Below are 23,462 nucleotides of genomic sequence, written 5' to 3'. Positions count from 1 at the left end.
CGATACCGGGAGTATGGTCTCTTGTATGGCGACGAAGAAGGTAACCGTGACGATTCCCGAGGATCTCCTGGACGAGATCCGCGCGGACGCGGCAGAGCGGGGCCTGTCGGCGTATGTCGCCGAGGCGCTGCGCTTCAAGCGTGACCGGGACCGGCTCCGGGAACTGGTCGACTGGCTGCAGGAAGAACACGGCCCCGTCACCGAGGACGAACATGCGGCAGCGCTCGACGAGCTGGAGGAACTCGACGCCGAACACAAGCGGCGTCGAACCACCGGAAAGCACAACGCCGGAGAGGCTGCGTGAAGAAGCGAGCCGGTGAGCACGGACAGCGACCCCTCCGCGTCTTCGTACTGGACTGCGAAGCCCTGTCCCTTGCGGTGCGCGGCGACCGGAAGATGATCGCCTGGCTCGACCTCGCGGCACGAGGGGAAGCCGAGGTGGTGACGTCCCCGATGACACTGGTCGAGGCGTACGACGGCAGAACGACCGAACAGCGCTGGGACTGGGTACTGTCCCGACTTCAGGTCGTCGACATCGGCAAGGACGAGGCCCGCCAGGCGCGTCGACTTCTGGCCGACGCCAAGTTGCACGGCCACAAGTACGCGATCGACGCCGTGCTCGCCGTCATCGCGCGACAGCAGAGGGGACAGGTCACCGTCTTCACCTCGGACGTCGACGACCTGGAGAAGCTGGTCCCGGACACGATCGTCGTCAAGAAGGTGTGACGCGACCCGCGCCCCTCCAGCACCATCCAGGCAGCAGCATCCTTGGGAGCCATCTGGGAGCCGCCCTGCTCTCGAAGCCCCCTCCACGCCACCCGAGACCAACCGGGGCCACCGACCTGACCTGCGCAAACACAATCCATACAGGAAAGATCATTAACCGATCCTCATTCGGGACGAAGAGGTCGTGGGTTCAAATCCCGCCACCCCGACAGTGAAACACCAGGTCAAGGGCCTGATCCTCAGCGAGGATCGGGCCCTTCCTGCTTCTCTGGAGATCGTTTGGGAGAAATCCGGAAGAAGATCTTGGTCGGCTTCTCCCAGGGGGTCACTGCCTGAGCCGACCGAGGCACGTCGACTCAAGTGGCTCGGGCCTGCGCGTTCACGAATCTGACCGGCCGTGAGGCCCGCCTGGGCCAGGTCGCGTCGCAGGTGCACGTGTGCTGTTCTGGAAGCAGCCGCAGGAGGCAACACCGATGCGTCGCAGCCGGACTTCCGCCTTCGTACCCACCCGGTCGCCCGCCCCCACCGGAGCGGGCGGGGGGTTGCTGCCCACGCGGGATCTCGCGGCCGCCTGGATCCTCGTCGTCCTGATCGCGGTGCCCGCCTGGGTGCTGACGATCGGACAGGCCCGGGACATGGGGGTCGAGCCCGGCACCATGGGGATGGCGCTGCCCCTGTTCCTGCTGCTCTGGGTGACGATGATGGCGGCCATGATGCTGCCGTCCATGGCACCGGTGGCCCTCACGTGGGTGCGGGGCATCGGACGGCAGTCCTCGGGCTGGACCCGGGCCGCCCGCTCCATCGAGTTCGTGGGCGGGTATCTGCTGGTGTGGACGGCCTTCGGACTGCTCGCCTACGCGGCCCTGGCCTTCACCGGCGACTTGGTGGACGACCATCCGGCCGCCGGACGCTGGATCGGCTCGATCACCTTCCTGCTGGCCGGCCTGTACCAGCTCGGTCCCCTCAAGCACGTCTGCCTACGGCACTGCCGGGACCCGCTGAGCCATCTGGTGCGCTATGCCGGCTTCCGGCGACCGGCCCGCGACCTGCGGGTGGGCGTCCACCACGGCGCCTACTGTGTCGGCTGCTGCGCCGGACTGATGGTCGTCCTCATTCCGCTCGGCGTGATGAACGTGGCGGCGATGGCCGGACTGGCCTTGGTGATCTTCATGGAGAAGCTGTGGTCCCGGGGCCTGCTTCTCACCAGAGTCGTGGGGGTCGCCTTCCTCGTCCTGGCCCTGCTCGCCCCGTTCCAGGACTGGCTGCTGCCGGGGCTGCAGGGCTCGATGCCGTCAATGGACGGCACGTGATCACCCCTCTACGTGCCAGGTCACTTCCCTGGCGCTCCCGCCGACCTCGTCAGGTGTGGGTCCGCTCGATGAGCGGCTCGGCGCCGCTGCCCACCACAGGGGCGATTGCCGACGTGGACCGGTTCCCCGACCGGGACGTGAGGTGCAAGCTGGAGGGGAGGCCACCCTCCCGATCCCGGGAGCGGGCTCGGGATACGCGGTCTCGCCACTCCGAGTGAGCTCCTTCGGGCTCGGCAGGAGGGAAGCGAGATGACAGAACAGGCCACCACCGTTACGCGCTGGCACCTGGCCGGCGACTGGTTCGACGTGTGCAAGTGCGCCATACCCTGCCCCTGCACGTTCGCGCAGCCCCCGACCTACGGTGACTGCGAAGGCGTACTGGTCTGGCACGTCCGGGAAGGCAGCTTCGGCGACGTACGGCTCGACGATCTCAACGTCCTGATGCTCGGCTCCTTCGAGGGCAACCCATGGGCCGGCACGCATACCGATCCGTACGCCGCGGTCTTCCTCGACGAACGCGCCGATGACCAGCAGCGGGCTGCGCTCGGGGCCGTCTTCGGCGGTGAGGCGGGCGGATGGCCGGCACAGTTCGGGGAGATGTTCCACCCTGAGATGCGTGGCATGGACATCGCCCCCATCCAGGTGGAGATCGACGAGGACCTTGCCACCTGGCGAGCCGAGATCCCAGGCCGTGTCACGGCGACCGCCGAGGCTCTCACCGGCCCGACCACCCCGAACGGCGCACGCGTCCAGGTCCACAACGCCCCGGGCGCCGAAGTGGGGCCGGGCCAGACCGCCACGTGGGGCCGGGCCACCGTCGACCGCGCCGACGCATTCGGCTTCTCCTGGGAACGCTCCGGCAGATCGAGCAAATACTTCCCATTCGACTGGAGCGGCCCTGACTGACGAGTCGGCTGCCCGGCCTGGTTTCGTACGACGGACGGCCTGTGACTCCCTTGGCCCCTCTGGGCCGGGCACCTGCGTGGCCTGGGAAATCCAAAGACGGCCGGGCGCCGTTCCGGTACGGCCGACTCGACGTGGGCCGGGCTCGCTTCCGCGGTGTGCCGCGGTCCGACGGGACGCAGTCAGACCTCGATCGCCTTGCCGAGCAAGCTCGGCAGTCGCGTGTCGCCGTGCGGTGTTTCGAGAAGGACGAGAGCCGCTGCCACCGGCAGGTCGTCCTGGAGACGGTCCGTGAACGGGCCGCCGTGTATTCAGTCGTCGAAGTCGACGTCGAGCCGCTCGGCGCGCCGTCCCTCTGCGCGATCAAGAGGGACCAGGAGGAACGCGGGACCTCGCTCGGCGTCTTCCGGCCCACGGAGGCCAGCTGCCGGCTGACGGCAGCCGAGCCGTGGTCCGACTCCAAGGCCGCACTGGCCGACCAAACTCGACCTGTTCGAGCAGGATCTGGCACCGCTTGAGTGGGTGCCTCTGGACCCCCGCTACGCTTCCGCTGCGCGAGGGCTCTGCATGAAGATCACCAACTGGCAGAAGGGCGGCGGCATCGTGGCGCTCCTGGCCGAATACAGCTGCAAGGCCACACCGGCCCGCCGCGTCGTGGAGGTGTACGACGCCGACGCCTACCTCGGCGACGACGAGGCCATGGCTGCTGCCCGCAGGCAGGTGGTGGCCGGGAACGGCTATCACCTGTACCTCCTCAGTCTGCAACCGGACATCGACGTCGAGGTCGCCATCCGTGTCTGGGACACCCCGCCGGCTCCGCCCGCCGATGCGGAAGGCCATGTCGCCGTGAGTCTCGAGTCCGAAACCGGCATCCTCGTGGTCAACCAACTCGCATACGGCCCTGCAGGAGAAACGGCTCTGCCTCGCCCTGGCGTCTACGCAGGCCACGCCTGGTGGGAAGGCCGCCGCGCGACCGCCGACTACTACGAGAGCAGCCTCGACCGCCCCACGGACGACACCTTCGAAGACCAGCTCACCCAGGCATGGAACAACTGCCCCGTCACCGAACGCTACGTCCTCGACCTCGCCTACATCCGCGAACCCGAACCCGTCGATGAAGACGACCTCTGACATCCGTACGTGCCGGTGTGACAGCCGCCTCGAAAGACGCGCCTCGACGACTGCGAACGCCGGGCATGATGCGCGCTCATGGGAACGGGAGACGACAGCGGCGAGGCGTACGTAGTCGGCTCCCAGCACAAGTCGACTGGCTGCAGGGCGACCCCGGGACGGGCGGCCGACGTGCCGTCATGAACGAGGACCCCCAACGACCGGACACACGGTGGGGCGGAGCCGGGTGCGCTCGCGGCGAGCGCAGGAGGGGCGCAGTACCCCGAACCACGTGATCCGCGGCAACGCGTCGCTACGATCACGGGTCATGGATTGGCTGGAGCGCGCCGCGAGTCTGAGGCAGTGGAGCCGGGATGGGGTACGGGCACCGCACAAGCCGCTCCTGCTGCTGTACGCGCTGGGCCGTTTTCAGGCCGACTCCGAGGGCGAGTTGCTCTACAGCGCGGTGGAAGCCGATCTGAAGCGACTGCTGGCGGAATACGGCCCCGCGCGCGGAACCACCCCCGCCTACCCCTTCCACCACCTGGCCAACGACGAGGTGTGGGAGGTACGCACCCATTGCGGCCCCGGCAGCCCCGGCACCACCGTCACGAAACTGCGGGCCAGCGGCGCCGCCGGGCGTCTGGCCCCCGACCTGCGCGCGGCACTGCGCCGCGAGCCCTCCCTCCTGAGCCGCATGGCAAGGGTCCTGCTGGACCTGCATTTCCCACCCTCGCTCCACGCGGACCTGTGCGAGGCGGTCGGCCTGGAACTGGAGCCGGCGGAGACCGGCGCCCTCACCGCCCCGGAGCGACGCCAGCGCGACCGCCGTATGCGGGAGTTGGTCCTGACCGCCTACGAGTACCAATGCGCCTTCTGCGGCTACGACGGCATGATCGGCACCGCACCCGTAGCGCTGGAGGCCGCACACGTGCGCTGGTGGGCCTACGACGGCCCGGACGACGTCGACAACGGACTGTGCCTGTGCTCCCTGCACCACAAGCTCTTCGACAAGGGCGTCCTCGGCATAGGCGACAGCCACCGCGTCCTGGTCTCCCAGCACTTCGTCGGCCGCAGCCCAGCCGCCCGCGAGAACGTCACCGCGCTCGCCGGCCGCCCCCTCATCGGCCCCCAGCCCGGCGTCCGGCCCGTCGCAGCGACCCACCGCGCCTGGCACACCAGCCAGGTCTTCAAGGGCTCCCCACGCCCCAGCGTCGCCTGACCCGTCACGCCGGACGTAGGGGCGTCGGCGCCGTGCCGGGCTCTGGGAGCCGTCCGGGTGCCAACTCGCTCCGCAAGCCCTTCCGGACCGCCCGGCACCGCCGAACCCCAGCACCCTGCGATGTCCGGGCCAGGGCCGCTAAGTCATGGCGCCCGTCGCAATGCCCAGCAGCGTGAGCGTGAGGAAGGCCGTTCCCCAGGCCAGTGCGTGGCGCAGGCAGCGGTACTTGGTCCAGGCGGTCCGGGAAAGGACCGCCAGCTGGCTCAGGTCCCGGGACACCGGGTCGGTGCGGCGGACCGTCTGTTCCAGGTGGGCGAGGGACATCGCCAGCCTCGCGTCGCCGAAGTAGTGGGTGCGGGAGCGGCGGGGGTGCCCGAGCCGTGGCGTCACGGCCAGGCCCAGCAGGACGAGTGCCGGTACGCAGGCGGCGCAGCCCACCCACAGCAGCAGCTGCGGGACGACCGGGTACTGCCGCGGGGCGATGACACCGCTGCCGATCGCGCCGAGCAGGGCGGTCAGGGCCGCGCCCAGGGTCGCCAGGAGGAGACCGGCCTTGTTGTCGGCCTTCACCAGTTCCTCCCGGGCCTCGGACAGCAGGACCCTGGCGAGTTCCGCGCCGCGGTCGGTCGCGGGGCCGTTGTCGCCGTCCGGCTCGGGGCCCGTGCCGGCGTCGCCTGCGGGTGTGGTCATGCCTCCCCCTTCCCCTCCGTCGGTCGGGCGGCCGCCCCGGGGTGCGGGGCGGCCGTGGTGCTGTGTTCCTCATGCGGGCGGTGCGTCAGACCGTCGATGAGCGGCGGATCTCGTCCTCCAGCGCGTTCACCGCCTGCCGGACACGGATGTTCATCGCGGCCGTGTGCTCCCGGGACGCCGCCTCCGACTCGGCGCGGTGACGCCGGACCTCCTGTTCGATGGCGTCCTGGGCGATCTCGAGGTTCGCCATGGCCCGGCGCTCGCCGAGCCGGACCTCCTCGCCGTGGATCTTGACCGCGCTGTTGCTCTCACTGGTGAGCATCCGGTCGTACGCGGTGTCCCCGCTCAGGTACTTCACCAGCACGGGGAGCATGTCGAGGAGGACGAACAGCAGGCGGACCAGCCAGATGCCGGCGAACAACACCCCGTTCCCGCCGGCCAGTTCGTCGAGCGCCCGGATCCGTTCCAGGACACCGATCTCCTTCTGCTTGGCGCGTTCCTCCTCCAGCCGCTCCTCGATGCCGTCGGCGCGGGCCTTGAGGAACGTCCCGCGGGACGAGGTCAGCTCGGCCTCGATCTTCGAGATGCGGCTGTTCATGCCGGCGAGCCGCTTCTCGTTCTCACTCGTGCGGTGGGTGGTCCGGTAGTCCTGTGCCTTGTCGCGCAGGCGCAGGCACTCGGACGTGCGCTGATACAGGCCGGTGGCGGCGATGCGGATCAGCCGGCGGCACTCGTCCCGCACCTCGGAGTCGATGTCCTCCAGCCTGGCGCTGTCCCGGTCCACCCGCTTCTGCAGGGCGGCGGCGTCCGAGCGCAGGGCGCTCAGTTCCTCGCCCCGTTCGCCGGGCGTCGCGCCGAAGGAGAGGACGTACGTCTTGTCGCAGCCCTCGGGGGTGACGGGCTGCGTCGTGGACGGAACGGGGTTGCAGCGGACGAGGTTCGTGCGCAACCGGTCGATCGCGCCCGTACGGTCGTCCGCGACGCGTTCCTCGATGGCCGTCTGGAAGATGCGCAGCACCAGAGGCTCGGCGATCACCACACCGAGCAGCAGGGCGATCAGCAGACGGGCGACGAGGGGGCCGGCCCGCCGGCGGGCGTTCGGCTGAGGGGTGACCAGCCAGCGGTCGAGGTTGAGTACGAACAGCATCCAGATGACCGTCGGGACCAGGGCCACGAGGGAGACCTTGCCGAGCGCCTCGGTCGCGAAGTTCCACATGGAGAACGCCGCTATGACGGAGGTGCCGAGCACCACCCCGCCGAGGGCGGTGTACTTGCTCCGCTCGTACTTGACCCTGGCCAGCACTCTCCGCACCCTCCCGGGACAGGGCCACGGCCGCCTCGACGACGGGGTCGGTGTCCGGGTGCGCGGCCAGGGCGTCGTAGAGCGGGCGCGCGTTCAGCAGACGCGCCGTCGCCACCACGGCCGTGCCGGCGAAGCCGTTGTCGGCCAGTTCCACCAGCCCCTGGTGGACGACGGCCCGCAGCCGAATCCGGGCCTCGGGGACTCGCTGGGCGTTGTACTCGCGCAGCTCCGCGACGAGGTGACGGACATAGTCGTCGACCAGGCGCGGCTCCTTGCCGTCGACGGGCCGGATCGCCAGCTGCTCGTCGCCCTTGCGCTGGATCTGCCACTGCTCACGGTCCAGTCCGGCTCCTCTGGCGGCGCGGTCGAGGAGCCGTGGCAGGTCGTGCTGTATTTCGGACTGCCTCCGGTCGTTCTTGCTTCCGTAGGACTGTGCGTCCACGGCTATGCAGGTACAGGGACGGAAATCAGGCCACGCAGCCACCCGGTCATTCCTCTCTGGGCAGGCGATGGGCAGACACTGCCCACGAAGTGCTGCCCGAGAGGCTAGGAGAGAGCGCGCGAGGTGATCCCGTATCAGTACGGGTTGTCGGCCACGACTTTGGCGAATTCGAGCAGCTTCGGAACGTCACAGATGGTTATGTTTCGGTAACTGCGTTCCACCAGTCCCTGCGCTGTCAGAGTGGCCAGGCTCTTTTCGGCCGTGTTGAGCTTCAGGCCGGCCAGCGAGGCGAGTTCCTTCTGGGTGAGCGTCACACCGAGGTCGCACCGCCGGCCGTCGCCGTCCGGCACGGGCTGGGCGTAGGCCTGGCTCAACTCGGCCAGAACCCGGGCCAGCCGGGTGAGCGAGTCGTAGGCCTGGAAATCGACCCGTCGCCGGTTGGCCCAGCGCAGCCGGGCGCACAGCATGTGCAGGATGGCCCGCATGGCGTCCGGGTGACGGCCGAGGAAGGTCTCCAGCGCCCGCACCTGGATGATCCGCGCGGTCACGTCGCTGCACGCGATCACCGTGCCGGACCTCGGGCGGTCCTCGAAGGCCGCCATCTCGCCCACCAGGTCACCCGCTATGCGCACGGCGAGCAGCATGTCGTAACCGCTCTCCGCGCTGGCGACGACCTTGACGACACCGCTCGTGATCAACAGGATGTGCCGGCTCTCGTCACCCTGCTGCAGCAGCGCACGATGAGGCGGATAGGCCATCGAGGTGCCCTGGCTCAGGAGTTCTTCGCGCGTCGTGTTCCGCAACCGGCCAAGAAAGGTGGACGGCGGCCACGCGTGATTCACCAGCACCCCCCGACAATCTCACTGCGCGGCGCACCGCGCCGTTCAAGCGTCCGACCATGCTGCCGTCGAGTCGCGCTCCGGCACACGAACAGAGCAGGATGTGGCCTGATTTCCCACTCAACAGCCGGAATTGACCGAACGGGCGTTCCTCGGGGGAGCGGGATGCAGCCCCGATAGCGGGAAAGCCCTCTAGGCCAGCGCCCCGATCAGCGTCCCGGCCAGGGTGAGTGCCAGGAAGGCCGCGCCCCACGCCATCGCGTGACGTATGCGGCGGTGCTTGGTCCAGGTGGTGCGGGACAGGGTGTGCGGCGGGGTGGCGTCCGCCGTGTCCGGACGGGGCCTCGCCGCCAGGCTCAGGAGGACCAGGGACGGGGCGCAGGCCGCGCAGCCGGTCCAGAGGAGGAGTTGGGGGATCGCGGCGTACTGGGTGGGGGTGATGACGCCGGCGGTGATCGCGGTGAGGAGGGCGGTCAGGGTCGCGCCCAGGGTCGCCAGGGTCAGTCCCGCCCTGTTGTCGGCCTTCACCAGTTCCTCGCGGGCCGTCTCGGCCAGGAGCGCCCTGTCGAGTCCCGCCGTGTGCTCGCCTCCGAGTGTCGTCATGGGTCTCCCCCTCGCTGTCCAGCGGCTTTTCCGAGTACCCCGAACAGGAGCCGCTACGCCGCAGTTCAGCTGTTCCACGTCTCGTCGTACGGGTCGTGCGGTGTGGGGACCGGCCTGGCCGCCGTCACCTCCAGGTACGGGATCGGGCCGTTGTTGACCGGGTCCTTCGTGCGGCGGGGGGTGTAGGTGCCGGTGATCTCCAGCCAGGTGTCCGGTCGCAGGACCGGGGGGATGTCGCCCGTCAGGGCGATCTTGACCGGCTGGGCGTCGGCCGCACAGCAGTTGAGGCCCATGCGCACCAGGTAGGGGGTGCCTTTCCGGTCCAGGGTGACGAAGCCGGTGATCTTCAGCCGGCGGTCGTGGAGGGAGCGACCGTCGTCGTAGATCGCGCGGCCGGCGTAGTCGGCCACGGCGAGGCGGAGGGGTGCGTCGCCGGTGGGGAGGGCCGGGAAGCCGAAGGGTTTCGTCAGGGCGGTGCCGGTGTGCGCCGCGCTGTAGGAGCCCAGGGCAGGCGGGGCGACCAGGATCAGGGCGAAGACCGGGAGGGTGAGAAGCCAGGAGATGCGGGGTTCGCGGTGGTGGTCGTGGGCGGCAGTGCGGCGGTCGTACCAGAGGGTGGCCGCCGCCGTGATGACGAGGACCACGCCTGCCAGGAGCACCAGGGGGCGCAGGCCCTCCTTGACGTAGCGCAGGTAGAGGTCGGTCGTGCCGGCGTGCAGGAGGGTCGCGCCGAGCAGGAAGAGGAGGGCCGTCTGGGCCAGGCGGTTCACAGCAGGACCGTTCCGGTCAGGGCCGATACGACGACGGCCAGGGCGAGGGTCGCGGGTGCGAAGCGCAGGGCGAAGGCGCGGCCGAAGGTGCCCGCCTGCATCGCGAAGAGCTTCAGGTCGATCATCGGGCCGACGACCAGGAACGTCAGACGGGCCGTCAGGGAGAACTGGGTCAGGGACGCCGCGACGAACGCGTCCGCCTCCGAGCAGATGGAGAGCAGGACGGCCAGGGCCGCGAGGACCAGGACCGACAGCACGGGGTTGCCGGCCGCGAGGCTCAGCCATTGCGCCGGGACCACGGCCTTCAGGGTCGCGGCGGCCATCGCGCCGATCACCAGGAAGCCGCCCGCGTGCGTCACGTCGTGGCGGACCGAGCCCCAGAAGGCCGCTCCCTTGCCCTGGCCCTCGTACGAGGCGCGGGCCGTGGGGCGGAGCCAGTCCGTGCGGCCGAGGCGGTGCCAGAGCCAGCCCATCGAGCAGGCCACCAGCAGGCTCGCGACGAAACGGGCCAGGACCATCTCGGGATTGCCGGGGAACGCCACGGCCGTCGCCGTCAGCACGATCGGGTTGATGGCGGGCGCCGAGAGGAGGAACGCCAGGGCCGCCGCCGGGGTGACCCCTCTGCGGACCAGGGCTCCGGCCACCGGCACGGACGCGCACTCGCAGCCCGGCAGTACCGCGCCCGCCGCACCCGCGACCGGGACCGCCAAGGCCGGGCGCTTCGGCAGAGCCCGGGCGAAGAACGACGGCGGCACGAACACCGCGATCGCCGCCGACAGCAGCACCCCGAGCACCAGGAACGGCAGTGCCTGGACCATGACCGCGACGAACACCGTCATCCAGCTCTGCATCACCGGCGCGGCCAGGGCCCCGCGGATCGGGTCCTGGAACATCACCGCCGTGAGCAGCACAAGGGTCAGCAGGAGGGGGGAGTTGAGGTGCCGGCCCTCTTCCCCGCCACCGTCCGCCTCGGTGTCCCCGCGCTCGGCGCTGTCCTGCGGGGCGGTCTTCGTGATGGCCACGGGCCCGGTACCTCCGGTGGTGCGCGAGGGCATTCCCCATTCCCTCCCGTTGCGTACGGACGGCGACGGCAGGGCGTTCACGCACCACCGTCCCCTTCTGGAACCGGCCTCCTACGTATGGGCCGGGCCCGGGGGCCGGATGGTCCCGGCGGCTACGCGGCGGGGGCGCGGGGAACTGCGCGGCCCGCCACGGAAGACCCGCGGCCGCCGCCCCGCGCGCATCCACGGGCTACTCGGCGCTCGGCACCCCCTTCACGTACCTCTCCGCGAACTCCAGCTCCAGCCGGACCTGCTTGATCCGTTCGTCCACCACCAGGGAGCCGTGCCCGGCGTCGTAGCGGTAGACCTCGTGTGCCGCGCCTCTCGCCTCCAGGCGCTTGACGTAGTTCTCGATCTGGCGGATCGGGCAGCGGGGGTCGTTGACACCGGCCGAGATGTAGACCGGGGCCTTGACCTGGTCGACGTAGGTGAGGGGGGACGAGGCCTCGAAGCGGTCGGGGACCTCCTCGGGGGTGCCGCCGAGGAGCGTGCGGTCCATCGCCTTCAGCGCCTCCATCTCGTCGTGGTACGCCGTGACGTAGTCGGCGACGGGCACCGCCGCGATGCCGAGGGTCCACGCGTCGGGCTGGACGCCGAGGCCGAGGAGCGTGAGGTAGCCGCCCCAGGAACCGCCGGTGAGGATGAGGCGGTCGGGGTCGGCAAGGCCGGAGGCGACGGCCCATGCGCGGACCGCGGCGATGTCCTCCAGTTCGATGAGGCCCACGCGGTGCTTCAGAGCGTCCGTCCAGGCACGGCCGTAGCCCGTGGAGCCGCGGTAGTTGACACGGATCACCGCATAGCCGTGGTCGACCCAGGCCGCCGGGCCCGCCGCGAAGGAGTCGCTGTCGTGCCAGGTGGGGCCGCCGTGGATGTCGAAGACCGTGGGGAGCGGGCCGGTGGTGCCCTGCGGCTTCTGGACGAGGGCGTGGATGCGGCCTCCCGGCCCCTCCACCCACACGTCCTCCACCGGCACCGAGCCGGGCGACTTCATGCCGGGCGGGTCGAGCACGACACCGCCCGTCGTGGAGCGGACCGCCGACGGCTCGGCGGCCGAGGACCACAGGTACTCCACGCTGCCGTCGGGCCGGGCCGTCGCACCGGACACCGTGCCCGGCGGGGTCGGGATCTCCGACAGGGCCCGGCCGGACAGGTCGTAGCGGAACAGCTCACTGCGGGCCTCGAAGCTGTGGGCGATGAGCAGGCCGCTGCCGTCCGGGTACCACTCGGCGCTGACGTCGCCCGGCAGCTCCAGCGCCAGGTCCGTCTCCTCGCCGGTGGCCACGTCCCACACCAGGGGCTCCCAGCGGCCCCGGCGCTGGTGGCCGATGAGCAGGCGCGTGTCGCCGTCGACGGGGGCGAAGCCGAGGACCTCCAGACCCAGCTCGCGGGTGCCGCCCTCGGTGTCGTCGAGGTCGGCGACCGCCGTGCCGTCGGGGCGCAGGACGCGCAGCGCGGAGTGCATCGCGTCGCCGTGCTCGGTGTGCTCGACGGCGAGGAGCGAGCCGTCGTGGGAGAGGTCCCCGACGCCGGCCGACTCGCGGTGGCGGTAGATCTCCACCGGGTCCTCGCCGGTGCGGACGAGGTGGATGGTCGTGCCGTCCTCGTCCGTGGAGCGGCCCACGACCGCCGTACGCCCGTCACGGCCGAGGGCGAGGCCGGCCGGGTAGGAGGCCTCCAGGCCCGCGGCGGCCGGCTCGTCCGCCCCGCCTTCGAAGGGCTGGCGGCGCCACACGCCGAACTCGTCGCCGTCCTTGTCGTCGAACCACCAGATCCACGCGCCGTCCGGGGACAGCACGCCGTCCGTCGTGCCGTTCGGCCGGTCCGTCACCTGGCGCTGCTCGCCCGTCGACCGGTCCCAGGCGTACAGCTCGTACGTCCCGGTCGCGTTCGAGACGAACAGGGAACGGTCCGGCGCGTCCTCCGCCCAGTCGGGCAGGGACACCCGGGGCGCCCGAAAGCGCTTCTCCCAGTCCGGCATCCGCTCCTGCTGTCCCGCCTGTACCTCTTGCTCGTGCTGGTCCCGCTGGTCCCGCGCTTCGGACCCGTTGCTCTCAGTCATGGCCCCATACTGCCCGCCCCGGGCGGCAATTCGCTGGCGAGGCCCCCAGCCTGTGGATAACCTCCACCGGTCCCCCCCTCCGAGCAGGTCAGGAGTAGCACTCTTGTACTCCCCCACCCCAGCGGACCGGAACGAGGCCAACCGCGCCCACTGGGACGAGCGGGTGCCGCTGCACATCGCCGGTGACTTCTACGATCTCGACACCTTCCGGGCCGGTCGGGACCCCTCGCGTGACTTCGAGCTCGCGGAGGTCGGGGACGTCGGCAACCGCTCTCTGCTGCATCTGCAGTGCCACATCGGCCTCGACACCCTGTCCTGGGCCCGGCACGGCGCCGCCCGCGTCGTCGGTCTCGACTTCTCCGAACCCGCGATCGGCCTGGCCCGCGGGCTCGCGCAGGACCTCGGTCTCGGCCCGGAACGGGCGGCGTTCGTCGCGGCGGACGTGTACGACGCGGTGGCCGCGGTTCCGGATCCGTCGTACGACATCGTGTACACCGGCGTCGGCGCGCTGTGCCGGCTGCCCGACATCGGGCGCTGGGCGGAGACCGCCGCGTCGCTGGTGGCGCCGGGCGGGTTCCTGTACCTCGCCGAGTTCCACCCGCTCACCGACGTCCTCGACGACGAGACCGGCTCGCGGATCACGCACGACGACTTCACCCGTGACGCCTGGGTCGAGGAGCGCGCGGGGTCGTACGCGGCCGAGGGCGCCGAGTTCACGCACGGCCGGCGGGTCGAGTGGCAGCATCCGGTCGGCGAGGTCGTCTCCGCGCTCGCGGCGGCCGGGCTGCGGATCGAGTTCCTGCACGAGCACGACGTGTCGCTGTTCCGGCGGTTCAGGAGCTTCGAGCGGCGGGACGGCTACTTCCGCCATCCGGAGGGCCGGCCGCGGATTCCGCTGATGTACTCGGTCCGGGCCTGCAAGGACTGACCCGCGGCTCACCCCCGGACGGGCGTTCGCGCAGGTCGGGGCCGGTTGTCAGTGGCGGCGTGCACACTTCTCGCCATGACCGATCTGCGCAAGACCGTCGAGAGGTTCTGGGCCGCCGCCGAGTCCCGGGACTGGAACGCGTTCGCGGACACCCTGGCCGAGGACGTCGTCTACACCCTGCCCCAGACGCGGGAACGCATCACGGGCCGGGAGCGCTTTGTCCGGTTCAACCGCGAGTACCCGGGCGACTGGCACCTGCGCGTGGAGCGCGTCGTGGCGGAGCCGGGGCAGGTCGTCACCTGGATCCACGTCACGGTGGGACTCGAGGAGATGTACGCCGTCTCCTTCTTCACCGGGGACGGGGACGGCCGGATATCCGCCGTCACGGACTTCTGGCCCGAGCCGTACGAACCCCCGGCGGGCCGGGAGCATCTGGTCGAGCGGTACTGAACGCCCCTGCGCGTCCCCGCCGTCCGTAACCGGCCGACGGACCCGACCCGTTGCCGACCCCGCGGGCGGGACCTGCCCGACACCCCCGTACCGTGGGGGTGTGTACCGGTTTCTGCTGACGCCCCGATGGTGGGGGATCAACGTCTTCGTGCTGTTGTCCATCCCCTTCTGCATCTTCATGGGGTCCTGGCAGCTGGGCCGGTTCGAGGACCGTGTGCAGGACCATCGCACCGCCACCGAGCAGGTCTCCGAGGCCCGGCGCGAGGCGCCCGGGCCGCTGAAGGAGATGCTGCCGGTGACCAAGGCCACGTCCGGGAAGCTGGTCACCGCGAGCGGGACGTACGGCGAGCAGTTGCTGGTGCCCGGGCGGCGGCTCGACGACGAGCAGGGCTTCTACGTGCTGACGCTGCTGCGGACCGACTCGGGTGAGGCACTGCCGGTGGTTCGGGGATGGCTGCCCGGCTCTGCCGACGCGGCGAAGGTTCCTGCTCCGCCGGCCGGTGAGGTCACCGTCACCGGGGCACTGCAGGCGTCGGAGACGCCGGGGGACAACGGGGTCAGTGCACAGGGCGGGCTGCCGGCCGGGCAGACCTCGGCGATCAGTGCGGCGTCGTTGGTGAATCTGGTGCCGTACGACGTGTACGACGCGTGGGTCACGTTGTCGAAGGGTGACTCGGGGATGAAGGCGGTGCCGGCTGCCGCGCCGCCGGACTCGGGGCTGGACCTGAAGGCGTTCCAGAACCTCGGCTACACCGCTGAGTGGTTTGCCTTCGTGGGGTTTGTGATCTTCATGTGGTTCCGGTTGCTGCGGCGTGAGGTGGAGTTCGCGCGGGACGCGGAGCTGGGGCTGGTGGCGGCTGAGGAGCCTGTCGCTGTGGACGCCGGTGTGAAGTGAGCGGCGTTTCTGCCCGGGCCGGCTGGGCCCGCGGCCCGGCGTAGCGGGGCGCGGACGCGGGCAGCGGCAAACAGCGGGACGCGAGCGAGCAGGTGGGCGCCACGGCTGGGCGGAGCAGCGCCGCGGCCAAGCGGGACGCGAGCAGCAGGTGGGGCGGAGCGGCGTTTTCCGCCCGGGCAGGTGGGTCCACGGCCTGGCCCCAGCGGGGCTCAGGCCCGGCGCCGGCCGAGCGGGACTCGCGCAGCGCCACGGCTGAGCGGCAGCGGCCGGTCAGCGGGAACAGCGAGGTGACGGCCGCCCCGCGCGCAACGGGCTGAGCAGGGCCGGCGCCGGAGCGGGACGCGGGCAGCGGCTGACCGCCGTCGGCCGGGCGAGAACGCCTGCAACGGGCTGAGCAGGGCCGGAGCCGGACGCGGGCAGCGGCTGAGCAGGCCCTGCACCGGCCGAGCGGGACTCGCGCAGCGGCTGGGCAGAGCCTGGTGCTCCCGTGCGGGGGCGGTTACGAGCCCGCCAGTACGCCCGTCCAGTACACCGTCCCCGCGCACGCGTTGGTCACCGTCACCGAGCTCGCACCCGAGCCCGTGGCCGGGGTGTACGTCACCGCCACGCTGCCGTCGACCGTGCCGTCCTCCCTGGCCAGCTGCGGGGCCGTGCCCGTGTCGCCGCCGGTGGAGGTGCCGCTCGTGGCCGCCGGGTCGTCCGACGGGGTGGGGTCGGGGCTGGGGTCGGGGCCGCCGACGCTGCCGCCGGGCGTGGGGCAGGTCTCGGTGGGGACCCAGGCGAACTTCACGTCGTAGCCGATGCCCGGCTGGAGCACCAGCTTGGCGGCTTCCAGCGACGGGTCGGGCAGGAGACCGGCCGCCGCGTCCCCGGCGGTGTGCCGGGCCGCAGCGACCTTGCTGATGTCGGCCGCGCCCTGCGGCAGCGCGCTCACCGAGCCGGGGCCGGTGACCGTACAGGCCGCGCCGGAGACGTTGGTGACGCGGAAGGAGCCGGAGACCGCGCCCGTGGAGTCGGGAGCGTTGCTGCTTCCGGAGGCGGGGCCGAGCTGGGCCGGGGTGCACGCCGGGATGCCGGCGGCGGCGGTGGAGGAGGGGTCGGTGCCGCCCTGGGACGCGCCGGTGGAGGCGCCGGTCCCCTTGCCCTCGTCCTTCTCCTTCTTGTCGTCCTTCTCCTTGCCCTCGACCTTGCCGGAGGAGCCGCCCGCTGTGCTCTCGCCGCCGGCCGGTCCCTTCCCCTCCCCCGAGCCGCCCTGGGTCTCGGAGGCGTGGCCGATGGCGGACGGGTTGGCGTCGGAGCCGGCGGCGTTGGAGACGTGCAGCAGGGCGGGGATCGCGGTGCCGATGAAGAGCGCGGCGGCGGCCATACCGACGACGGCCTGCCGCTTGCGGGTCCGCCGCTGGGGCACCGCCTTCCGCAGATACTCCAGGGTGCCGTCGCGCGGCTCCACCTCCTGCACCACCTGGTGCAGCATCGTGCGCAGGTCCAGCTCGTCCGAGTCGAGCCCCTCGGGGCTCTGGTCGTCGGGGCCGTGGTTCACAGTTCCGTTCCCAGCGTGCGATTGCTTCGGATCTTGCCCGTGCAGCCTTGTCGGCTCGTGCCACTCGAAGGGCTCGTGCCGGTCGCGCCCGTCGCGGGGCGCGCCGTTGCCGTCGCTCATGCCGGCGCCTCCATGGCCAGCCGGAGCGCCGCGATACCGCGCGAGCCGTAGGCCTTGACCGAACCCAGCGATATGCCGAGCGTCTCGGCGACCTGCGCCTCGGTCATGTCCGCGAAGTAGCGCAGCACCAGCACCTCGCGCTGGCGGCGCTGCAGGCCCTTCATCGCCTTGATGAGGGAGTCGCGCTCCAGCTGGTCGTAGGCACCTTCCTCGGCACTGGCCATGTCGGGCATGGGCTTCGACAGCAGCTTCAGGCCGAGTATGCGGCGGCGCAGCGCCGAGCGCGAGAGGTTGACGACGGTCTGGCGCAGGTACGCCAGGGTCTTCTCGGGGTCGCGGACCCGCTTGCGGGCGGAGTGGACACGGATGAACGCCTCCTGGACGACGTCCTCGCAGGAGGCGGTGTCGTCGAGGAGGAGGGCGGCGAGACCCAGCAGCGAGCGGTAGTGCGCGCGGTAGGTCTCCGTGAGGTGGTCGACGGAGGTTCCGGCCGCTACGCCGTCCTCCGCGCCGTCACGCTGGTTGGGTAGGCGGGCCGGCCGCGCTGCGGGCACGGGCGCGATCACCGGCATGCCACCGGGCGTACCGGCCATGCGGGGTCGTAGAGCCGCCGGACGGGGCGGTCGAAGGACCGTGCCACGTGCCGCGCTGAAGTCGAGTACCTCTGCCACGCCTGTTGGACACGCTGACCCCTGTGAGGGTTGTACGCGCCGGGCATCACTTTCACGCCGACCGTCGCCGTCGACGGTCTACCCGCGTCAGGCAGCACAACCAATGGTGCAAGAAATGCCCTCATGCGTCCCGCTCTTCCCCTATGTCCAGATGTGAACGGACGTCCCCACGCCCGGTTCCAGGCGTCCCCACGCCTGACGAAGCGCTCCCACGGCCGAAGAGGCGACCGCAAAGACGCTCCCCGCCCTTCGCACGGTTGCGGAGAACGGGGAGGTAAATCCTCTGATGCCGAAGCGCCATGGACAAGTGGTCCGGACCATCGACCGGCTCACATGCCTTACACAGATCCTACAAACCACCTCTGACATCGGCCGGGAGTTTCCGCGCCGCGAAAGTTCACGAAACCCGGGCGGCCGCCCGGTCAGGACAGCTCGGCCGCGACCAGCTCGGCGATCTGCGCGGTGTTGAGCGCGGAACCCTTGCGCAGGTTGTCCCCGCACACGAACAGTTCGAGCGCCGTGGGGTCGTCCAGCGCCCGCCGGACCCGCCCGACCCAGGTCGGGTCGGTGCCGACCACGTCGGCGGGGGTCGGGAACTCCCCCGCGGCCGGATTGTCGAACAGCACGACACCGGGCGCCGTGGCGAGGATCTCGCGGGCCTTGTCGACGGTGACCTCGCCCTCGAAGCGGGCGTGCACGGTCAGGGAGTGCGTGGTGATCACCGGCACCCGGACGCAGGTGACGGCCACGGGAAGGCCCGGCAGGCAGAGGATCTTGCGGGACTCGTCCCGCACCTTCAGCTCCTCCGACGACCAGCCGTCCTCACGCGCCGTGCCGGCCCACGGCACGACGTTCAGCGCGACCGGCTCCGGGAACGGCCCGGTGTGGTCCCCGACGGCCCGGCGTACGTCACCGGGGTGGGTGCCCAGCTCCGTACCGGCGACCAGGGACAGCTGCCGGCGCAGGGTCGCCACACCCTCCCGTCCGGCGCCGCTGACGGCCTGGTACGAGGAGGCGACCAGCTCGCGCAGCCCGAACTCGGCGTGCAGCGCGCCCAGGGCCACGATCATGGAGAGGGTCGTGCAGCTCGGGTTGGCGATGATCCCGCGCGGGCGCATCCGTACGGCGTGCGGGTTGACCTCGGGCACCACCAGCGGCACGTCCGGGTCCATCCGGAACACGCCGGAGTTGTCGACCACCACCGCGCCCTTCGCGGCGGCGAGGGGCACCCACCGCTCGGCGACCTCGTCGGGGACGTCGAACATGGCGACGTCGACCCCGTCGAAGGCCTCTTCGGTGAGCGCCACGACCTCGGTCTCCTCGCCGCGCACGGCCAGCTTGCGGCCGGCCGAGCGCGGGGAGGCGATCAGCCGGATCTCGCCCCAGACGTCCGCCCGCTGGGACAGGATCCGGAGCATGACCGTGCCGACGGCTCCGGTCGCCCCCACCACGGCAAGCGTCGGACGCCCGGACCGTCCGGCCCGGGCGTCCTGTCGGAGGTCGGCCATCAGCGGCCGGTGCCTCCGTAGACGACGGCCTCGTCGCTGTCGGAGTCGAGCCCGAACGCGGAGTGCACCGCCCGGACCGCCTCGGGCACGTCGTCGGCGCGCGTGACGACCGAGATGCGGATCTCGGAGGTCGAGATCAGCTCGATGTTCACGCCCGCGTCGGACAGGGCCGTGAAGAAGTCGGCCGTGACACCCGGGTTGGTCTTCATGCCGGCGCCGACGAGGGAGATCTTGCCGATCTGGTCGTCGTAGCGCAGCGAGTCGAAGCCGATACCGGCCTTGTTCTTCTCGAGCGCGTCGATGGCCTTGCGGCCCTCGGTCTTCGGCAGCGTGAAGGAGATGTCCGTCAGGCCCGTGGAGGCGGCGGACACGTTCTGCACGACCATGTCGATGTTGATCTCGGCGTCGGCGATCGCGCGGAAGATCGAAGCCGCCTCGCCCGGCTTGTCCGGCACGCCGACGACCGTGACCTTGGCCTCGGAGGTGTCGTGCGCGACACCGGAGATGAGAGCCTGCTCCACCTGCTTGTCCCCTTGCGTAATCGGCTCGCTGCTGACCCATGTGCCCTGGAGTCCGCTGAAGCTGGACCGGACGTGGATCGGGATGTTGTACCGGCGGGCGTACTCCACACAGCGGTGGAGCAGCACCTTGGACCCGGATGCCGCCAGTTCGAGCATGTCCTCGAAGGAGATCCAGTCGATCTTCCGGGCCTTCTTCACCACGCGCGGGTCGGCGGTGAACACGCCGTCGACGTCGGTGTAGATCTCGCAGACGTCGGCGTCGAGGGCGGCGGCGAGAGCCACCGCCGTGGTGTCGGAGCCGCCGCGGCCGAGCGTGGTGATGTCCTTGGTGTCCTGGCTGACGCCCTGGAAACCCGCCACGATCGCGATGTTGCCCTCGTCCACCGAGGTCTTGATCCGGCCCGGCGTGACGTCGATGATCCGGGCCTTGTTGTGGACCGAGTCGGTGATGACACCTGCCTGGCTGCCGGTGAACGACTGGGCCTCGTGGCCCAGCTTTTTGATCGCCATGGCCAGCAAGGCCATGGAGATCCGCTCTCCGGCGGTCAGCAGCATGTCGAGCTCGCGCCCGGCAGGCATCGGGGAAACCTGCTCGGCGAGATCGATCAGCTCGTCCGTCGTGTCGCCCATCGCGGAAACCACGGCAACCACCTGGTTGCCGTTCTGCTTCGCTTCCACGATTCGCTTGGCGACGCGCTTGATGCCCTCGGCATCGGCTACGGAGGAGCCTCCGTACTTCTGCACGACAAGGCCCACGTGCGCTCCTCGCTCAATCCGTCTCTATCCGCTCATACGCATTCGTACCGCGGTCGGCTCAGTCTAACGAGCGTCCGAAAAACCCCTCCGCGATATCGCATGGTGAGATCTCGGCCCGCCCGTCCAGAGTCGCTCCTGCCCATCTGGGCACAGGCCACTCGAGAAAGTGCCCGGCGTCACAATCGCACCCGGCTCGGTCCCGGTCACACAACTTTCAAGCACTAGGGTTCGGCTGTGCGCGTACTCCTGGTGGAAGACGATGAACCGGTCGCCGAGTCCCTGCGCCGTGGCCTCAGGCGCTACGGCTTCGAGGTCGAGTGGGTCACCACGGGCGAGGCGGCCCTGAAGCACGAGGGCCCCTACGACGTCGTCCTGCTGGACCTCGGCCTGCCCGACACCGACGGCCTGGACGTCTGCAAGGCGCTGCGGGAGCGGGGCGACGTCCCGATCATCGTGATCAGCGCCCGCAGCGACGAGACGGACCGGGTGGTCGGCCTGGAGCTCGGCGCGGACGACTACGTCTCCAAGCCGTTCGGCGTCCGGGAGGTCATCGCGCGGATAAGGGCGGTGATGCGCCGCACGCGGCCCCGCACCCCCGCGGGGGCACCCGACGCCGGCCCCGACCGCTACGGCACCCGCCTGACGGTCGACCGCAAGGCGGCCCGGGTGCGCCTGGACGGCGAGGAGGTCGCCCTCGCGCCCAAGGAGTACGACCTGCTGGCCTTCCTCACCGAGGAACCCGGGGCGCTGATGTCGCGCGAGCAGATCATGGAGGCGGTCTGGGACGCGAACTGGTTCGGGCCGACGAAGACGCTGGACGTGCACGTGGCGGCGCTGCGGCGCAAGCTCGCCGGGGCGATCACCATCGAGGCGGTGCGCGGGGTCGGCTTCCGGCTGGAGATCACCGATGAGTCCGGCACGGGCGGGAGCGGCACCGCCTCATGATCCGCCAGCTCGTCCGCAGCTACGTCCTGCTCGTCGCGGTCGCCATCGCCCTGTTCACCGTGCCGGTGGCGTTCACGCTCACGGACCAGCTGCGGAATGACACCAGGTCGGCCGTCCTGCGCGAGGCCGACGCCATGGCCCTGCTGCTGGGCGACGGCCGGGCCGCCTCCTGCCAGGCGCTGGAGGAGATGGCCCGGGCCTACGACGACGAGATCCAGGTGACCCGCACCGCGAGCTGCCCGGCGGACCTGCCGCGGCCGGCGGCGGACGCGGCGCTGGCCAGGGCCCTGGAGGAGGGCACGCCCACGACCGACTGGGGCTCCTCCTTCATCTGGGGCCCCGAGCTGGTGATCACGGTGCCCGCCCGCGCGGCCGGCACGGACCGGGTCGTCGGCGCCGTACGCATCGTGTACTCCACCGGCGAGATGACCGACCGCCTCTGGCAGATCTGGGGCTTCCGGGCGATCCTCGCCGTGCTCGTCCTCGGGGTCGCCGCCCTGCTCGGCGTCGCGGTGGCCCGGCGCCTCACCCGCCCGCTGCGCCAGCTCAACGACATGGCCAGCAAGTTCAGCGACGGCGATCTGACCGCCCGCTCCCCCGTGACGGGCCCGCCCGAGACCCAGACCCTGGCGCGCACCCTCAACCAGGGCGCCGAACGCCTGGACACCCTGATCGCGGCCCAGCGGATCTTCGTCGCGGACGCCTCCCACCAGCTGCGCACCCCGCTCACGGCGTTGCGGCTGTCCCTGGACAACATCGCGGACGGGGTGGAGGACGAGTTCGTACGGGAGGACGTGGAGCAGGCGACTGCGGAGGTCGTGCGGATGAGCCGGCTGGTCAGCGGGCTGCTGGTGCTCGCCAGGGCCGAGGCGAAGGTGACGGCGGCCGAGCCGCTCCCGCTGATGGACATCGTGCGGGAGCGGCTCGCCGTGTGGAGGCCGGCCGCCGACGAACGCGGAGTCACCATCGCGCTCGGGGGGAGTGCCGACGGCCGGCTGTCCGTGCTGTCCAGCCCGGGTCATCTGGACCAGATGCTGGACAACGTGCTCTCCAACGCCCTGGAGGTCTCGCCCGACGGCGGGACGATCACCGTGCGGGTGGAACCGAGGGGCGACGTGGTGGCGGTGTCGGTCCTGGACGAAGGGCCCGGCATGTCGGACGCCGAGAAGTCCCGCGCGTTCGACCGTTTCTGGCGCGGCCAGGGCCTGACCGGGAAGTCCGGCTCCGGCCTCGGTCTCGCCGTCGTCAAACAGCTGGCGACGGACGACGGCGGGACCGTGGCGCTGACGGACGCTCCCCCGGTCTCGGCTTCGCTCGACCGGGGGCACCCCCAGGGTGGCGGCCTGTGCGTGACGATCACGCTACGGGCGTCCCACCGGGGCGGCGGCTGACTCCGCTCAGCCCTGCGGCATCTTCGAGGAGTGGTGGTTCACGATGAGCCACGTGCCGTTCGGCTGCTTCTCGTAGGCGTAGGTGTAGCGGGCCTTGACGGTGCTCTTCTCGCCCGTGTCGTGGTCGGTGAGCGCGAACTCGTAGACGCCGGTGTCGATGACGGTGTCGCGGTCGAGGACGTTGACGACGGACTCGGTCTTGGTCCCGACCGGCTTGCTCTGCAGGAAGTGCGCGAAGTAGTCGACGATTCCTGCTCTGTCCGTGCGCACCTGGTTGGAGACGGTCGGCAGCAGGACCGCGTCCTTCGCGTACAGGTCGGCGACCTTCTCCGGGTCACCGGTCTGCAGCGCGGCGTTCCAGTTGTCGAACAGCCCGAGCACCTGCGCCTTGGTCACCGGCTTGACGTGCTTCGTGCCCTTGCTCCCGGAGTCGGCCCCGGCGGTCCCGGCGCCGAGGGCGAAGGAGCCGGCGGCCAGGACTGCGGTGGCGGCGGCGACGGCTATGCGCCGGCGGGCGGGGCGACGGTTCATGTCATCTCCAGTGCGATCGAGGGGAGTCGTCCTGCCTCCGCGTTGCTCTGCGGGGGAAGTGACTCCAGACTCGCGCTTCGCCGGTTAGGGGCTGTGCAGCCCGCGTACAGGGGGCGTACAAGGAGCCCCCAAATCACTCGGCGTGACCGGGGGCCGGGCGCTACCGTC

At 70.9% G+C, this 23,462-nt stretch carries 25 protein-coding genes and 1 pseudogene; 14 read left to right on the top strand and 12 right to left on the bottom strand.

From position 1 onward, the window contains the following. Positions 1-25 precede the first annotated feature (25 nt). From ACFU3E_RS07510 to ACFU3E_RS07475, 8 genes and pseudogenes are all read left to right on the top strand, one after another. Positions 26-304 (top strand): CopG family transcriptional regulator, encoded by a 279-nt coding sequence (locus ACFU3E_RS07510; RefSeq protein WP_384153501.1) that lies wholly within the window; start codon positions 26-28, stop codon positions 302-304. Beyond that, positions 301-726 carry a PIN domain-containing protein gene (locus ACFU3E_RS07505; protein ID WP_039657652.1) on the top strand — a complete coding sequence of 142 codons (426 nt, stop codon included), beginning with the start codon at positions 301-303 and terminating at the stop codon, positions 724-726. Before ACFU3E_RS07510 ends, ACFU3E_RS07505 begins: the two co-directional genes overlap by 4 nt. 473 nt (positions 727-1,199) lie before the next feature. Further along, positions 1,200-2,036 carry a DUF2182 domain-containing protein gene (locus tag ACFU3E_RS07500; protein ID WP_384153498.1) on the top strand — a complete coding sequence of 279 codons (837 nt, stop codon included), beginning with the start codon at positions 1,200-1,202 and terminating at the stop codon, positions 2,034-2,036. Between the two features lie 249 nt (positions 2,037-2,285). Continuing rightward, complete coding sequence (locus ACFU3E_RS07495) at positions 2,286-2,942, top strand: DUF1326 domain-containing protein (protein WP_384153494.1); 657 nt, start codon at positions 2,286-2,288, stop codon at positions 2,940-2,942. Positions 2,943-2,983: 41 nt separating this feature from the next. Then, a pseudogene (locus ACFU3E_RS07490) lies at positions 2,984-3,163 on the top strand (hypothetical protein); the annotation flags it as partial. Between the two features lie 6 nt (positions 3,164-3,169). Then, positions 3,170-3,457, top strand: a complete 288-nt coding sequence (locus ACFU3E_RS07485) for a hypothetical protein (RefSeq protein WP_384153546.1) — start codon at positions 3,170-3,172, stop codon at positions 3,455-3,457. A 49-nt stretch (positions 3,458-3,506) separates the two neighbouring features. After that, positions 3,507-4,070: a hypothetical protein gene (locus ACFU3E_RS07480; RefSeq protein ID WP_384153491.1), complete on the top strand. Its 564-nt coding sequence runs from the start codon at positions 3,507-3,509 to the stop codon at positions 4,068-4,070. 307 nt (positions 4,071-4,377) lie between these two features. Beyond that, positions 4,378-5,271 (top strand): phosphorothioated DNA-binding restriction endonuclease, encoded by an 894-nt coding sequence (locus ACFU3E_RS07475; protein WP_384153488.1) that lies wholly within the window; start codon positions 4,378-4,380, stop codon positions 5,269-5,271. A 138-nt stretch (positions 5,272-5,409) separates the two neighbouring features. On the opposite strand, the gene ACFU3E_RS07470 is transcribed toward ACFU3E_RS07475, so the two are convergent. Together ACFU3E_RS07470 and ACFU3E_RS07465 are read right to left on the bottom strand one after the other, a co-directional pair. After that, a complete protein-coding gene (locus ACFU3E_RS07470) occupies positions 5,410-5,961 on the bottom strand; it encodes a Pycsar system effector family protein (RefSeq protein WP_384153485.1) in 552 nt (183 codons plus the stop codon). A gap of 85 nt (positions 5,962-6,046) precedes the next feature. After that, the gene (locus tag ACFU3E_RS07465) at positions 6,047-7,264 is read right to left on the bottom strand and encodes a DUF4407 domain-containing protein (RefSeq protein WP_384153482.1); all 1,218 of its coding nucleotides are present in this window, start codon (positions 7,262-7,264) and stop codon (positions 6,047-6,049) included. Between ACFU3E_RS07465 and ACFU3E_RS07460 the strand changes: the two genes are divergently transcribed. Then, positions 7,248-7,814, top strand: a complete 567-nt coding sequence (locus ACFU3E_RS07460) for a hypothetical protein (protein WP_384153479.1) — start codon at positions 7,248-7,250, stop codon at positions 7,812-7,814. The genes ACFU3E_RS07465 and ACFU3E_RS07460 overlap by 17 nt on opposite strands. Positions 7,815-7,840: 26 nt before the next feature. On the opposite strand, the gene ACFU3E_RS07455 is transcribed toward ACFU3E_RS07460, so the two are convergent. The 5 genes from ACFU3E_RS07455 to ACFU3E_RS07435 all read right to left on the bottom strand — a co-directional run bounded on the left by ACFU3E_RS07455 (position 7,841) and on the right by ACFU3E_RS07435 (position 13,038). Next, positions 7,841-8,509 (bottom strand): Crp/Fnr family transcriptional regulator, encoded by a 669-nt coding sequence (locus tag ACFU3E_RS07455; protein ID WP_384153476.1) that lies wholly within the window; start codon positions 8,507-8,509, stop codon positions 7,841-7,843. Between the two features lie 228 nt (positions 8,510-8,737). Beyond that, positions 8,738-9,148 (bottom strand): hypothetical protein, encoded by a 411-nt coding sequence (locus ACFU3E_RS07450; protein WP_384153473.1) that lies wholly within the window; start codon positions 9,146-9,148, stop codon positions 8,738-8,740. Positions 9,149-9,213: 65 nt separating this feature from the next. Further along, the gene (locus ACFU3E_RS07445) at positions 9,214-9,918 is read right to left on the bottom strand and encodes a TIGR03943 family putative permease subunit (RefSeq protein ID WP_384153470.1); all 705 of its coding nucleotides are present in this window, start codon (positions 9,916-9,918) and stop codon (positions 9,214-9,216) included. Then, positions 9,915-10,940, bottom strand: a complete 1,026-nt coding sequence (locus ACFU3E_RS07440; RefSeq protein WP_384153467.1) for a permease — start codon at positions 10,938-10,940, stop codon at positions 9,915-9,917. Before ACFU3E_RS07440 ends, ACFU3E_RS07445 begins: the two co-directional genes overlap by 4 nt. 229 nt (positions 10,941-11,169) lie before the next feature. Beyond that, positions 11,170-13,038 carry a prolyl oligopeptidase family serine peptidase gene (locus ACFU3E_RS07435; protein ID WP_384153464.1) on the bottom strand — a complete coding sequence of 623 codons (1,869 nt, stop codon included), beginning with the start codon at positions 13,036-13,038 and terminating at the stop codon, positions 11,170-11,172. 103 nt (positions 13,039-13,141) lie between these two features. Here ACFU3E_RS07435 and ACFU3E_RS07430 point away from each other — a divergent pair, with 103 nt between their 5' ends. The 3 genes from ACFU3E_RS07430 (at position 13,142) to ACFU3E_RS07420 (ending at position 15,311) form a co-directional block, all read left to right on the top strand. After that, on the top strand, positions 13,142-13,966 hold the full coding sequence (locus ACFU3E_RS07430) for a class I SAM-dependent methyltransferase (RefSeq protein WP_384153461.1): 825 nt from the start codon (positions 13,142-13,144) through the stop codon (positions 13,964-13,966). A 75-nt stretch (positions 13,967-14,041) separates the two neighbouring features. Beyond that, entirely contained in the window at positions 14,042-14,416 is a 375-nt protein-coding gene (locus ACFU3E_RS07425; RefSeq protein ID WP_384153458.1) for a nuclear transport factor 2 family protein, read from the top strand. 100 nt (positions 14,417-14,516) lie between these two features. Continuing rightward, a complete protein-coding gene (locus ACFU3E_RS07420; RefSeq protein ID WP_384153455.1) occupies positions 14,517-15,311 on the top strand; it encodes an SURF1 family protein in 795 nt (264 codons plus the stop codon). Between the two features lie 499 nt (positions 15,312-15,810). On the opposite strand, the gene ACFU3E_RS07415 is transcribed toward ACFU3E_RS07420, so the two are convergent. From ACFU3E_RS07415 to ACFU3E_RS07400, 4 genes are all read right to left on the bottom strand, one after another. Then, positions 15,811-16,851, bottom strand: coding sequence for a hypothetical protein (locus tag ACFU3E_RS07415; protein ID WP_384153452.1), 1,041 nt, complete (start codon positions 16,849-16,851; stop codon positions 15,811-15,813). 116 nt (positions 16,852-16,967) lie between these two features. Beyond that, positions 16,968-17,543, bottom strand: a complete 576-nt coding sequence (locus tag ACFU3E_RS07410; RefSeq protein ID WP_384153449.1) for a SigE family RNA polymerase sigma factor — start codon at positions 17,541-17,543, stop codon at positions 16,968-16,970. Positions 17,544-18,064: 521 nt separating this feature from the next. After that, positions 18,065-19,150 carry an aspartate-semialdehyde dehydrogenase gene (locus ACFU3E_RS07405; RefSeq protein ID WP_384153446.1) on the bottom strand — a complete coding sequence of 362 codons (1,086 nt, stop codon included), beginning with the start codon at positions 19,148-19,150 and terminating at the stop codon, positions 18,065-18,067. Beyond that, entirely contained in the window at positions 19,150-20,427 is a 1,278-nt protein-coding gene (locus tag ACFU3E_RS07400) for an aspartate kinase (RefSeq protein WP_384153443.1), read from the bottom strand. The genes ACFU3E_RS07405 and ACFU3E_RS07400 overlap by 1 nt, the downstream gene beginning before the upstream one ends. Positions 20,428-20,661: 234 nt before the next feature. On the opposite strand from ACFU3E_RS07400, the gene ACFU3E_RS07395 reads away from it, so the two are divergent. Both ACFU3E_RS07395 and ACFU3E_RS07390 read left to right on the top strand, forming a co-directional pair. Further along, a complete protein-coding gene (locus ACFU3E_RS07395) occupies positions 20,662-21,372 on the top strand; it encodes a response regulator transcription factor (RefSeq protein ID WP_384153440.1) in 711 nt (236 codons plus the stop codon). After that, positions 21,369-22,763 (top strand): sensor histidine kinase, encoded by a 1,395-nt coding sequence (locus ACFU3E_RS07390; RefSeq protein ID WP_384153437.1) that lies wholly within the window; start codon positions 21,369-21,371, stop codon positions 22,761-22,763. The genes ACFU3E_RS07395 and ACFU3E_RS07390 overlap by 4 nt, the downstream gene beginning before the upstream one ends. A 6-nt stretch (positions 22,764-22,769) precedes the next feature. Here ACFU3E_RS07390 and ACFU3E_RS07385 read toward each other — a convergent pair whose 3' ends face one another. Then, a complete protein-coding gene (locus ACFU3E_RS07385) occupies positions 22,770-23,294 on the bottom strand; it encodes an SgcJ/EcaC family oxidoreductase (RefSeq protein WP_384153434.1) in 525 nt (174 codons plus the stop codon). Positions 23,295-23,462: the final 168 nt, after the last annotated feature.

The sequence above is a fragment of the Streptomyces sp. NPDC057424 genome (assembly GCF_042803315.1).
Classification (GTDB): Bacteria; Actinomycetota; Actinomycetes; order Streptomycetales; family Streptomycetaceae; genus Streptomyces.
Note: the sequence above shows the minus strand (reverse complement) of the source record. Positions and strands in the feature narration are given on the sequence as shown.

Excerpts from the sequence above, each read along its gene's own strand:
- ACFU3E_RS07510 (WP_384153501.1), top strand. The coding sequence starts at position 26 with ATGGCGACGAAGAAGGTAACCGTGACGATTCCCGAGGATCTCCTGGAC.
- ACFU3E_RS07500 (WP_384153498.1), top strand. The coding sequence starts at position 1,200 with ATGCGTCGCAGCCGGACTTCCGCCTTCGTACCCACCCGGTCGCCCGCC.
- ACFU3E_RS07495 (WP_384153494.1), top strand. The coding sequence starts at position 2,286 with ATGACAGAACAGGCCACCACCGTTACGCGCTGGCACCTGGCCGGCGAC.
- ACFU3E_RS07480 (WP_384153491.1), top strand. The coding sequence starts at position 3,507 with ATGAAGATCACCAACTGGCAGAAGGGCGGCGGCATCGTGGCGCTCCTG.
- ACFU3E_RS07475 (WP_384153488.1), top strand. The coding sequence starts at position 4,378 with ATGGATTGGCTGGAGCGCGCCGCGAGTCTGAGGCAGTGGAGCCGGGAT.
- ACFU3E_RS07470 (WP_384153485.1), bottom strand. The coding sequence starts at position 5,961 with ATGACCACACCCGCAGGCGACGCCGGCACGGGCCCCGAGCCGGACGGC.
- ACFU3E_RS07450 (WP_384153473.1), bottom strand. The coding sequence starts at position 9,148 with ATGACGACACTCGGAGGCGAGCACACGGCGGGACTCGACAGGGCGCTC.
- ACFU3E_RS07435 (WP_384153464.1), bottom strand. The coding sequence starts at position 13,038 with ATGACTGAGAGCAACGGGTCCGAAGCGCGGGACCAGCGGGACCAGCAC.
- ACFU3E_RS07425 (WP_384153458.1), top strand. The coding sequence starts at position 14,042 with ATGACCGATCTGCGCAAGACCGTCGAGAGGTTCTGGGCCGCCGCCGAG.
- ACFU3E_RS07410 (WP_384153449.1), bottom strand. The coding sequence starts at position 17,543 with ATGCCGGTGATCGCGCCCGTGCCCGCAGCGCGGCCGGCCCGCCTACCC.
- ACFU3E_RS07405 (WP_384153446.1), bottom strand. The coding sequence starts at position 19,150 with ATGGCCGACCTCCGACAGGACGCCCGGGCCGGACGGTCCGGGCGTCCG.
- ACFU3E_RS07390 (WP_384153437.1), top strand. The coding sequence starts at position 21,369 with ATGATCCGCCAGCTCGTCCGCAGCTACGTCCTGCTCGTCGCGGTCGCC.
- ACFU3E_RS07385 (WP_384153434.1), bottom strand. The coding sequence starts at position 23,294 with ATGAACCGTCGCCCCGCCCGCCGGCGCATAGCCGTCGCCGCCGCCACC.